The following is an 11,921-nucleotide window of genomic DNA, read 5'->3' as shown; positions in this document are numbered from 1 at the left end:
CGATGCACCGTTCGCTTCCGCTGTCCCTGCTGCCCCTGTTGCTGGCTTCGGCCTGCACGGTGGGGCCGGACTATCATGCGCCCGAGACCAGGGCCGCGCCCGCATGGCTCGAGGCCGGCGCCCCCGGCCAGGTCGATCTGCAATGGTGGGACCGGTTCGGCGATCCGCAGCTGTCGTCGCTCGTCCAGCGTGCCGTCGCCTCCAGCCCCGATCTCAAGGAGGCCGAGGGCCGGCTGGCCGAGGCGCGCGCCAATCGCGAGGCGATCGCGGGCGGGCGGCTGCCGAGCGTGACTGCCAAGGGATCGGCGACCGAGAATGTGCTGAGCAAGAACGGCCAGCTGCCGATCGGCAACATCCCCGGCTTCCAGCGCGAATTCCCGCTCTACGATCTTGGCTTCGATGCGAGCTGGGAGATCGATCTCTGGGGCCGGCGCACGCGCCAGATGCAGGGCGCCACCGCGCGGCTCGAAAGCGCCACCTATGCGAAGCGCGACGTGATGCTGACGCTGATCGCCGAGGTGGTGCGCAGCTATATGGACCTGCGCGCTGCCCAGGCGGACGGCGCCACCGCCGAGGCGCAGGCGACTTCCAATGCCGAGCTGGCACGGCTCACCCGGCTGCGCTTCGATGCCGGCGAAGCCTCGCGGCTCGAGCTCGACCGCGCCGATGCGGCGGCCAAAGCGAGCGCCGCGGCGGTGCCCAATGCCAGGGCCCAGGCGAGCGCCGCGGCGTACCGCATCGCCACGCTGGTCGGCGTGCCGCCCGAGCAGGTGGTGCCCGAGCTGCAGGCGCCGGCACCGCTTCCCGCCAGCCCCGACGCGATCCTGGTCGGGCTGCGCTCCGAGCTGCTCGAGCGCCGCCCCGATGTGCGCCGTGCCGAGCGCGACCTTGCGGCGGCGACGGCGGATATCGGCGTCGCCACCGCCGATCTCTTCCCGCGCTTCAGCCTGCTCGGCAGCCTCGGCCAGCAGGCGCGCACCCCCGGCGACCTGTTCTCGGGCGATTCCTTCCGCCTACAGGTCGGGCCTAGCTTCTCCTGGCCGATCTTCCAGGGCGGCACGATCCGCGCCCAGATCCGCGCCGCCGATGCCCGCGCCGATCAGGCGGCGGCGCGCTATGAAAAGGCGGTGATCGGCGCGCTGTCGGACAGCGAGGCGGCGATCAACCGCTTCCTCAATGCCCGCGCCGCCGCCGAGGACGCGGCCGCGTCGCTGGCGCGCGAGCAGAATGCCTTCGGGCTTGCCCAGCAGCGTGCGGATCGCGGCGAGGACGATCGGCTGACGCTGGAACGCGCCCGCCAGTCGCTGCTGTCGGCGCAGCAGCGCGACCAGCAGGCCCGCGCCGCCAAGGCGCAGGCGGCAACGGCGCTCTACAAGGCGCTGGGCGGCGGCTGGAGCTGATCGCCGGGCTTTGATCTGATCTATAGGATTTATTCCGGGCCCGTTTCCGCGCTTGGCGTGTACTTCGTGTACTTTGGCGGCTCCGCGCTAGGCGACCGGCAGGCGGATATCGAAGCCGGTCCCCTGCGCTGACGTCGCCAGGGTGATCGTCCCGCCATGCGAGGCGAGCAGCGAGCGCGCGATCGGCAGGCCCAGCCCGGTGCCGCCGGCGGCGCGGCGGCTGGTGAAGAAGGGCTCGAAGATGCGCGCGCGGTCGGCCTCGGGGATGCCGGGGCCGTCATCGGCGATGGTCAGCAGGATCTCGCCCTCGGTCGCTGCCGCTGCCATCCGCACGCTGCCGGCGCCGGCCTGGCGGCTGTTCTCGACCAGGCTCTCGACGATCGCCTCGAGCATTGCGCCCGGCATCGCGGCGCGGGAGAGCGTCTCGGGCAGGTCGATCGTGATCGCCAGCCCGCGATCGGCCCAGGCATCGGCGATCCGGCGCAACGGCAGCGCGACATCGGTCGCCGCATCGGCCTCGGCCTCGGCCATGTCGGCGCGGGCCAGCTCGAGCAGGCGCGTGACGAGCTGGGCGAGCCGATCGGCATCGGCGCCGGCATTGGCGAGGAAGCGCCGGCGATCCGCCTCGTCCATCCCGGCATGGTGATCCTCGAGGATCTCGATCGCGCCGCGGATGCCCGCGAGCGGGGTCTTGAACTCGTGGCTCACCGCATGGGCGAAGTCCCGCAGATAGCGCGAGCGGCGGTCGATCGCGTCGGCCATCGTCGCGAAGTCGCTGTAGAGCGCCTGGATCTCGATCGCGGCGGTCCGCGGCGCTTCGGGCACGGCGCCGCCGCCGCGCGCGACGTCGCGCGTCGCCTGGCTCAGCATCTCGATCGGCCGGGCGATGCCGCGCGACAGCAGTCCGCTCAGCGCCACGAGCGTCGCGAAGATCGCGCCGATGCCGAACAGGATCTTGCCGCGATCCTCGTAGAGGCCGCGGAACAGCGCACGCGGCGAGCGCGAGAGCAGCAGCACCGCAACCACCTTGCCGTTCACCACCACCGGCCGGGCATGATGGATGCGCAGGCCCGAGGCGCGGCTCAGCCATTCGAAGGCATATTCGGGATGATAGTCGCCATTGCGGCGCAAGACCGTTTCAGGGCGGCCGCGCAACGCCTTCGCCAGTTCGGGCAGGCCGGCAAGGCTCTTGCCCTGGTCCTTGCCGATCAGGATGCGGCCATCGGGGGCGAGCAGCAGGATCGAGGCGAGCGTGGAGTCCGCCGTTGTGTCGAACAAGGGGGCAAGCTTCGCTGCGGCGGCCTGGGCATCGGGCGCGGCGGTGCCGGGCAGCTTCGCCGGCTCCGGGCGCTCGGGCTGCGGCCTGGTGCCGAGATCGATCGTCGAGAGCGGGCCGCCGGCAATGCCGTTCGAGATGCGCGGGATCAGTTCGGGGCCATGCGACCCCGGCCACTCGGCGCTGGTAATGGCGGAAAGCGCCGTGCCCTGGGCGATCAGCTCGGCTTCGGTCTGGCGCACCAGCGTGTTCTCATAGACGCGCAGGAACAGCGCGCCGACGCCGGGCAGCGCCGCCACGAACACGAAGGTGACGAGCAGGATCGTCCGCAGCCTCAGCCGCGGCCAGTGGCGCCGCACCGGCGCCTTGAGCGCCTCGGTCAGGCGCCCGAGCACGGGCCGATGCGATAGCCGATGCCGGCGCGCGTCTCGATCAGGTCGTCCGCGCCCGCCTGGCCGAACTTGGCGCGCAGGTTGCGGACATGGCTGTCGATCGTCCGGTCGGTGAGCGCGAAGCCGGGCCCGCGCAGCCGATCGATCAGCGCGTCGCGGCTGAACACCTTGGACGGGAAGCCGGCGAGAGTGCGCAGGATGCCGAACTCGGTGACGGTGAGCGGAACGGCGGCGCCTGCCCAGCTCGCTTCCCAGCTTTCGGGGTCGAGGCTGAGCTTGCCGTGGCGGATCACCGCACCGGCGCGCTCGACATCGGGGGCATGGGCGGCGGTACGGCGCAGCACCGCCATCACCCGCGCCACCACCTCGCGGGGAGAGAAGGGCTTGGTGACATAGTCGTCGGCGCCCAGCTCGATGCCGATGATCCGGTCGATCTCGTCGTCGCGCGAGGAGAGGAACAGGATCGGCAGCCCGCCCTCGGCGCGCAGCCGCCGGCAGACCTCGAGCCCGTCCATCCGCGGCATGTTGATGTCGAGCACGATCAGGTCGGGCGCGCGAGTCTCGGCAAGGTGCAGCGCTTCCTCGCCGTCCCCGGCCTCGATCGTTTCCAGCCCCGCCTTGGCGAGGGCGAAGACGAGCAGCTGCCGGATGTGGGGATCGTCATCGGCGACGAGGATGGTGCGGGGCATGGGGCATTGGATCACTGCCGGGGTGCTCCGGTCAACGGCGGAGTGGCATTGGCGATCGCATTGGCGACGGCCTCGTCGGTGGCCTGCGCTGCGGGCGCAGGGGAGGGCGGCGCAGCGGGTGCGGCGGGCTCGGTGGGAAGGGCATAGAGGGCGCCGCCGCAGTCACGCGTCATCCCCGGGGGTGTGGGTGCCTCCCCAGGCGGATTGGGCCCGAGCAGGCGGCGGGCCTCTGCCAGGCGATAGCTGCCGCGCCACGTCCAGCTGCGCCAGCTGGCTTGGCGGCGGGTGATGTCGGCGATCAGCTGTCCGCGGACAAAGCGCACCTGGTCGCGGAAATTCGGGGCGAGCGGGCGGCGCTCGAGTGCGATCAGGGAAAGGAGCGAGGAATCGCCGTTCGAGGAGAGGTAGCAAAGATCGAGCTCGACCCCGCGTCCGCCGGCCTCGCGGGCATGGCGCACGTTCCATGCGGCGGCGCTCGCGTCGAGATCGACCACGCTCGCTGCGCTCAGCACCAGCGCCGCTGCGAGCGCATTGGCGTTGATCAGCCAGGCGGCGCTCCTGCCCGCAAGCATCCGCCAGCAGATCAATGCCAGCCCGATCGCGACCAGCGCCATCCAGGCAAGCGCCGCGATGCGGAAGCCGGTGAGCGAATAGGCTTCGACATAGTCGAGCGTGCGCAGGATCGAGGACGCGACGAGCAGCAGGTTCTGGGCGACCCACAGCACCACCAGCCGGCGGATCGCCGGGTTGGCGGCGCGGGCCGATCCGGGTCTGAGCGCGACCAGCACGAACAGCCCGGCGAGCAGCGCGGTGACGATCAGCGGATAGGCGCCGCGATGGGCATAGTCGGCGAGCGTGACGCCTTGGGGCAACGGCGCGCCGCTCCACAGGAAGGCGAGGTCGAGGCCGTTCTGGATCGCGAACACCGCGTTGAAGAGCAGGAGCGAGAGCAGCAGCGATGCGTCGGGGATCGCCGGAACCTCGATATCGGTGCGCAGGTCCGTCGTGACGCGGGTCGCCCAGCGTGCGGGGCGCAGGCTGGGCCAGACCACCGCCAGCGTCAGCCCCCAGAACAGCATCTCGCCGAACCAGGGCAGGCGGATCTGCGAAAGCGCCTGGGCCAGGATCGGATTGGCGGCGGCGAACAGCAGGACGAAGAGCGCAGTCATGCCCAGCGGCAGCGCGAGGAGCGTGGCGAGTCCGGCAAGGTTGCGGCGCCCGCGCTGCGGGCGCGCGCGCGAAAGCCGGATCATGTCGAGGATCGGCGTCAGCGGGCCGCTCAGTCCGTGGCAGAGCAGGCGCAGGCTCCAGCGCCAGGCATCGTCGAACCGGCCGACGCGCGGCATCAGCACGGCGATCGACAGCGTGCTCCAGAACATCACCCAGCCGAGCAGTCCGGGGTCGTGCGTCAGCACGCCGGCGAAGCCGGTCGCGATGAGCAGCGCGATCAGGCTCGGCCGCCGGCGTAGCGCCGGGCGGACGGCGAGCAGCAGCAGGGCCCAGCCGAACGCGAGCGCGCCGAGCCACGAACCCATACCGCCGCCCAGGAAGAGATGGTCGGCGGCGATGATCGCCAGGATGACGGCGGGGATCTTGATCAGGAAGCTGAAGCGTGTCGTGCGGGCCATGCGGGTCTCCCAGGTTCGGGAGCGCAGATCGTGCCGCGGCGTCCAGCCCGGGCGGCGGTGGCCGTGGAGAGGTTGTGCAGATAGGGTGCAGGCAGGTAGGGGCGCCCCACCATGGCTTCGCTTCCCGCCCTCGGCTTCGATTTCGGCACCACCAACTCGGTCGCGGCGCTTGCGGACGAAGCCGGCTCCGCGCTGGTGCAGCTCGACGGGCCCGAACATGCCGATCCGGTGTTCCGGTCGGCGCTGTGCTTCTGGGAAGATTCGGGCGAACGCGGCGGGCTGGGGGCGGCGGCAGGCCCTTGGGCGATTGCCGAATATCTCGATTTCCCGGAAGGCAGCCTCTTCCTCCAGTCGTTCAAGTCGGTCGCGGCCAGTGCTAGCTTCGAGCATGCGATCGTGTTCGAGCGGCGTTTCCGCTTCGAGGAGATCGGCCGGCGCTTCCTGGCGCTGATGGCGGCACGGGCGAAGGGCGCGCTCGACGGCGGCGCGCGACGCGTGGTGGTCGGCCGTCCGGTCGAATATGCGGGCAGCCGCCCCGACGAGGCGCTCGCCCGCCAGCGCTACGACGCGATGTTCGCCGGCTTTGGTGCCGAGATTCATTATGTCTATGAGCCGCTTGGCGCGGCGTTCAGCTATGCCGCGCGCATCGAGGATCCGGCGACGGTGCTGGTCGCCGATTTCGGCGGCGGCACCAGCGACTTCTCGGTAGTGCGGATCGAGGCGCCGGGCGCGGCGCAGCGTTGCACGCCGCTCGCCCATGCCGGCGTCGGCATCGCCGGCGACCGGTTCGACCAGCGCATCGTCGAGCATCTCGTGCTGCCCTTACTCGGCAAGGGCAGCAGCTATCGCTCGTTCGACAAGGTCCTCGACATCCCTGCCGGCTGGTTCGCCGATTTCTCGGACTGGTCGCGGCTCGCGCTGATGCGCAACCGCAGGACGCTGGCTGAGCTCGACAAGCTCAAGCGCGCCGCGCTCGATCCCGAGGCGATCGGGCGGATGATCGCGGTGATCGACGGCGAACTTGGCTATCAGCTCTACCATGCGGTCGGCGCGCTTAAGCGAGCGCTGTCGGACGCGGAAGCCGCGCATTTCCATTTCGCCGGCGGCGCGCTGGCGATCGAGGCGGAGGTGACGCGCGCCGAATTCGAGGCGTGGATCGCGCCCGACATGGCGCGGATCGAAGCCGCGGTGGACCGCGCGCTGGAGCGGGCAGGCGTGGGCGCGGCGGCGATCGACCGCATCTTCCTCACCGGCGGCACCTCGCTCACCCCGCGCGTCCGCCGGCTCTTTGCCGAGCGCTTCGGCGCGGAACGGCTCGCCACTGGCGGCGAGCTCACTTCGATCGCGCACGGGCTGGCACTGATCGGCCAGCAGGACGACATCGCAGCCTGGACGGCCTGAGCGACAGGCCCCGGGGCACACAAAGACTGTCACATTAGCCGCCTAACGGAAGCCCGACTCGCCGCGACCGGCCCCGACAAGGCTCGGCGCGGCATCCTTGGGTTGCTCCGTTCAGGGATAGCTGATGCGCGCGATCGATCGGGACCGGACGCGGTGGTTCCTACGCAATGTGCTGCCGCACGAACCGGCGCTGCGCAGCTGGCTGGGCCGCCGCCTGCCGGTGGGCCTCGATGTCGACGACATTCTCCAGGAATCCTATGCGATCCTGGCCGACTTGGAGAGCGTGGAGGGCATCCGCAATCCGCGCGCCTATCTTTTCCAGGTCGCTCGATCGGTGATCACCCGGCACGTCCGCCGGGCCAGGGTGGTGCCGATCCACAGCGTCGAGAACCTGTCCGAACTGGGGCATGCCGATGCGCGCCCTTCGCCCGAGCAGGTCGCCATCGACCGCGACGAGTTGCGCAGCCTTGCCCTTGCGATCGGCGCGATGCCGGCGAAGATGCAGGAGGCATTCGTACTGCGCCGCGTGGAGGGGCTATCCCAGCGTGAAATCTCCGCTCGCATGGCCATTTCGGAGAATACGGTTGAAAAACACATCGCACGCGGGCTTCGCTTCCTGATCGATTGGTTTGGCCATGGCGGAAACGCGCTGGCAGAAGCCTCTAGGGACAGGGACAGGGAGATAGCCTCTTTTGACGGCCGAGCGAGAAACCAGTCGATCCATTGACGATAGGGCCGCCGACTGGATCGCCAGGCTCGACCGCGGGCCGCTGTCCGAAGACGAGAACCAGGCGTTCGAGGCCTGGCTGCAGGGCGATCCCCGCCGGCGCGGGGCGCTGCTGCGCGCCGATGCCGCCGCGATGCTGAGCGAGTCCGCCCAGGCGCTCGGGCCGCAGTTCGATCCTCGCCGGTTCGCCGCCCCCGAAAAGCCGCGCGGCCTGTCGCGCCGCACGCTGATCGCGCTGGCCGGCACCGGCGGCACCGTCGCCGCGCTCGCCGCGATCGGCTTCAGCCTGCCGGCGGCGGCGATCACCACCGGGCTGGGCGAGGTAAGGCTGGTCACGCTCGACGACGGCTCGACCATGATGCTCAACACGCAGACCAGCGTGCAGGTCGACTATGGCGCGCGCGAGCGGCGCGTGGCGCTGCTCTATGGCGAGGCCTTCTTCACGATCGTCGCCGATGCACACCGGCCCTTCTTCGTCGACGTGACGGGGGCGCGGCTGCGCGCCACCCGCGCGCGCTTCCGGGTGCGCAAGCTGGAGGGCAGGCCGGTCGACGTGCTGGTCGACCAGGGCGAGCTGGCGCTGGCCGCCGCGCAGCTGCCCGCGCCGCTGACGATCCCGGCGGGCACCCGGCTGGTCGTGCCGCCGGACCTGCCCCCCGTCGCGCTGCCGACCCCCCAGCCCGTCGCACCCGATCTGATCATGCGCGAGCTGGCCTGGCGCGAGGGCAAGATCGCGTTCGAAGGCGAGCCGCTCGACCAGGCCGCGGCCGCGTTCGCGCGCTACAGCCGGATCCGGATCGAGATCCCCGACGCGGCGCTGGCGCGCGAGCCGGTCGCCGGGCTGTTCTCCGCCAGCGACCCCGTCGGGTTCAGCCGGGCGGTGGCGCAGCTGTTCGGCGCCGAGATGGAGCGGCGCGGCGATGTCGTCATTCTCCGCCGCCGCGCCGACCAGCCCTAAAAATTTACAACCGGAATGGCGGAACCTTCCGCCCAAAGCCTCTCAGCCCGTGAAGGCCGCGGCGACACGCCGCGCGCGAAATGGGGGTTTCGAGCATGGTTTCCCGGAAGGTCATCCTGTCGTCCACGGCGATCGTCGCCTCGCTTGTCGCGGCGGCGCCCGCAGAGGCGCAGGTCCGCAGCTTCGACGTGCCGGCCGGCCCGGCGGTGAAGGCGATTCCGGAGTTCGCGCGCCAGGCGCAGATCCAGGTCATCGCCTCGGCGCGAGACCTGTCGGGCGTGCGCACCCCGGCGATCAAGGGCAGCATGGACGTGCGCGCCGCACTGCGCCGGCTGATCGCGGGCACGCCGCTCGAGATCGCCGGCGACGATGGCCAGGTGATCACGCTGCGCTCGCGCCGGGCGCCGGGCAAGGACTCGTCCGCGCAGACGAGCGGCCGGGGCACCGTGGCGGGCCAGGTGATCAATCCGGCGAGCGGCGAATATCTGCGCGCCGCCGATGTCGAGCTGGTCGCGGCCAATGGCGAGCGCCGCACCGCCAGCTCGGGCGAGGCGGGTGCCTATCGCTTCAACGACGTGCCTGCCGGTCCCGCCACGGTGACCGCGCGCTTCACCGGCTATGCGCCGCAGGTGGCCGAGATCGAGGTCCATTCGCGCAAGACCGCCAAGCTCGACTTCAGCCTGCGCGAAGGCGGCGAGGACGGCGCGCGGGCAGAGAACCAGATCGTCGTGAACGGCGCACGCGAGGACTATGCGCAGGACATCATGGCGCAACGCAAATCGATGAACATCGTCGATGTGCTGTCCACCGAAGCCTATGGCGACATCGCCGGGGGAAACCCGGCCGAGTTCCTGAAATACATGCCCGGCATCGATGTCGACGGCACCAACGGCTCTGCGATCTACGCATTCCTGCGCGGCCTGCCGGCGGAATATACCCGCACCCAGCTGAACGGCATGGACGTGGTCTCGGCCAACGCCAACGCGCCGACCGGCTATGCGAACTCCGCCGCCGCCGCACGCATCTTCAGCTATGAATCGATCTCGATGTCGGCGATCGATTCGGTGACGGTGTACAAGACGGTCAGCGCCGACAACAATGCCGACGCGCCGGCGGGCATCATCGATCTGCGCACCAAGCATGCCTATGACCGCAAGAAGCAGGCGCTGGTGATCTCGGCGGGCGGCTTCACGCACGAGAACATGCTCGACGGCACCAGCCATACCGGGCCCGATCCGCAGGGCTATGGCAAGGACCGCTTCCTGCCCGAGCTTTCGCTCTTCTATGCCAACAGCTTCTTCAACCGCCGCCTCGGCGTGACCTTCTCGCTCGGCTACAACAACAGCTATATCGAGCGCGAGCAGCTCACGATGAGCCGCAACTACGTGCCCACCGCCAAGAGCGCCGATCCGCTCGCCTTCACCGCGATGGAGTTCGAGACCTCGGCGCGCCAGACGACGCGGCGCACGGGCTCGCTGCTGCTCGACTTCAAGGCGGACGACCGGCTCACCTTCTCGCTGCTCGGCATCGCCTATCGCGGCAATGTCTATCAGAACCAGTCGGATGCGACCTTCACCACCGGCGCGCGCACCAACGGTGTGAGCGGCGACATGCTGAGCGACTATACCACGCTCAATCCGGCGACGACCAAGACCTTCCAGGCCGCCAACTCGACCCAGTACAAGGTCAACAACGGCAACATCATCGCGCCCAGCTTCGAGTGGAACCACGGCCGTGTCCATCTCGACGGCTATTTCGCCTATTCTGATTCCAAATCCTATTACGACAGCCCGCACATGGGCCAGGTCACTTCGTTCATCCCGACGGTGACCTCGACCGGCAATTTCTCGGCAGTGAAGGGCAGCTCGAGCCTGGCCAATACCGATTGGAACGTCACTCAGGTGAGCGGGCCGGACTGGAGCAGGATCGGCTCCTACACGCTTTCGGCCGCGCCGCAGATCCGCACCACCAGCGGCGCCAATGCGTTCATCTACGAGAAGTCGGGCGCGCTCAACGCCAGCTACGACGCGCAGATCGGCACCGTGCCGATCACCTTCAAGGCGGGCTTCAAGGTCACCGACACCGTCTATCGGTTCGGCGATACCTCGGGCAACAATCTCTACACCTATACCGGCGGCCTCTCGAACGCCGATTTCCTGGCGGCGGTGACCGGGCCCTACACCCGCACTTCCTGGGACAAGAGCAACGCCAGCTTCACGTCGATCTCGGGCTCCAGCTATGTGCCGATGATCGACCTGTCGAAGCTCTACGACCTCTACATCAACCACCAGAACGAGTGGACGCACACGCTGAGCGCGGCCAATTACGCCGCGGCCTTCTATTCGAACGACACGCGCTTCGAAGAGAACATCAAATCGGCCTATGCGATGGCCACGGCGCAGATCGGCAAGCTCAAGCTCCGCGCCGGCCTGCGCGCCGAATGGACCGCCAATACCAGCTGGGGCTGGTCGCCGCTCTCGGCCACCGAAGTGAAGGCGGCGACGGTGGACGGCGTGAAGTGCGCGGTCACCGCCTCGACCGGCATCGCCACCACCATTCCCTGCGTCGACTATCAGTTCCGCACCAACGGCTATGGGTCGTCGAAGGGCGACTATTTCAAGCTCTATCCCAGCGCCTCGGCCAAGTTCACGCTCGGCCGCAGCACCGACATGGAAGTGGGTTATAGCCGCACCATCCTGCGCCCGGGCCTGAACGCGATCGCCGGCAGCGCGAGCGTGGACGATACCAACAAGGAGATATCGGTCCCCAATCCGGCGCTGACCCCGGCGATGTCGGACAATATCTCGGTGCGCGCCTCGCACTATTTCAGGTCGGTCGGCCTCGCCACGATCGGCTTCTACTACAACCGGATCGACGGCCTGGCCGATCTGCAGGAAGGGCTGAGCGCCGCCGAGATCGGCGCGCCCGCCGCGGGCTATGCCGAGGACCCGCTCTATGCCGATTACACCTACACCACCTATCGCCAGCTCGGCGTGGTGAGCATCAAGGGCATCGAGGCGTCGTTCCAGCATGCGTTCAGCTGGCTGCCGGCGCCGTTCAACGGCCTGTCTGTGCGCGGCGCATTCATGCACAACGAGCCGAGCGAGCCGATCACCCGCGTCGGCAAGAACATCGGATCGGCGGCAGTGATGTACGAGAAGGGGCCGGTGAAGCTGTTCGTCAACCTGCTGTGGAACGACGACAAATATCGCTCGACCACGCCGAGCTGGTTCCAGGCGCGTACCGACCTGAGCGTCTCGGGCCGGATCAAGCTTGTCAAGCACTGGGAGGCCTATTTCTCGGTCAACAACCTGTTGAGCCAGCCGTACAACGTGATGGTGCCCGGCGAACTGGCCACCAGCGTGAGCAATTTCCCCAACCACAGCGCGATCTACGTGCAGAACGGCCGCACCGGCACGTTCGGCATCCGCGCGCGCTTCTGACCCTCGA

The 11,921-nt window shown here is 69.2% G+C and carries 8 protein-coding genes; 5 read left to right on the top strand and 3 right to left on the bottom strand.

What is annotated here, in order from left to right; all coding sequences use genetic code 11:
• Positions 1-2 precede the first annotated feature (2 nt).
• Positions 3-1,400, top strand: coding sequence for an efflux transporter outer membrane subunit (locus tag P6144_RS07545; RefSeq protein ID WP_277767119.1), 1,398 nt, complete (start codon positions 3-5; stop codon positions 1,398-1,400).
• Positions 1,401-1,487: 87 nt separating this feature from the next.
• Here P6144_RS07545 and P6144_RS07540 read toward each other — a convergent pair whose 3' ends face one another.
• From P6144_RS07540 to P6144_RS07530, 3 genes are read right to left on the bottom strand one after another with little or no spacing between them, the layout of a single operon-like run.
• On the bottom strand, positions 1,488-3,071 hold the full coding sequence (locus P6144_RS07540) for a HAMP domain-containing sensor histidine kinase (RefSeq protein ID WP_277767118.1): 1,584 nt from the start codon (positions 3,069-3,071) through the stop codon (positions 1,488-1,490).
• Positions 3,056-3,757 (bottom strand): response regulator transcription factor, encoded by a 702-nt coding sequence (locus P6144_RS07535; protein WP_277767117.1) that lies wholly within the window; start codon positions 3,755-3,757, stop codon positions 3,056-3,058. Before P6144_RS07535 ends, P6144_RS07540 begins: the two co-directional genes overlap by 16 nt.
• A gap of 11 nt (positions 3,758-3,768) precedes the next feature.
• Complete coding sequence (locus P6144_RS07530) at positions 3,769-5,385, bottom strand: DUF4173 domain-containing protein (protein WP_277767116.1); 1,617 nt, start codon at positions 5,383-5,385, stop codon at positions 3,769-3,771.
• 111 nt (positions 5,386-5,496) lie between these two features.
• Here P6144_RS07530 and P6144_RS07525 point away from each other — a divergent pair, with 111 nt between their 5' ends.
• The 4 genes from P6144_RS07525 (at position 5,497) to P6144_RS07510 (ending at position 11,914) form a co-directional block, all read left to right on the top strand.
• Positions 5,497-6,786, top strand: a complete 1,290-nt coding sequence (locus P6144_RS07525) for an Hsp70 family protein (protein WP_277767115.1) — start codon at positions 5,497-5,499, stop codon at positions 6,784-6,786.
• Positions 6,787-6,910: 124 nt separating this feature from the next.
• Positions 6,911-7,513: an RNA polymerase sigma factor gene (locus tag P6144_RS07520; RefSeq protein ID WP_277767114.1), complete on the top strand. Its 603-nt coding sequence runs from the start codon at positions 6,911-6,913 to the stop codon at positions 7,511-7,513.
• Positions 7,479-8,471 (top strand): FecR domain-containing protein, encoded by a 993-nt coding sequence (locus tag P6144_RS07515; protein ID WP_277767113.1) that lies wholly within the window; start codon positions 7,479-7,481, stop codon positions 8,469-8,471. Before P6144_RS07520 ends, P6144_RS07515 begins: the two co-directional genes overlap by 35 nt.
• 95 nt (positions 8,472-8,566) lie before the next feature.
• The gene (locus P6144_RS07510; protein WP_277767112.1) at positions 8,567-11,914 is read left to right on the top strand and encodes a carboxypeptidase regulatory-like domain-containing protein; all 3,348 of its coding nucleotides are present in this window, start codon (positions 8,567-8,569) and stop codon (positions 11,912-11,914) included.
• Positions 11,915-11,921: the final 7 nt, after the last annotated feature.

Source organism: Sphingomonas sp. HITSZ_GF, from assembly GCF_029543155.1.
GTDB lineage: Bacteria > Pseudomonadota > Alphaproteobacteria > Sphingomonadales > Sphingomonadaceae > Sphingomonas.
This window is presented reverse-complemented; position numbering and strand designations above follow the sequence as displayed.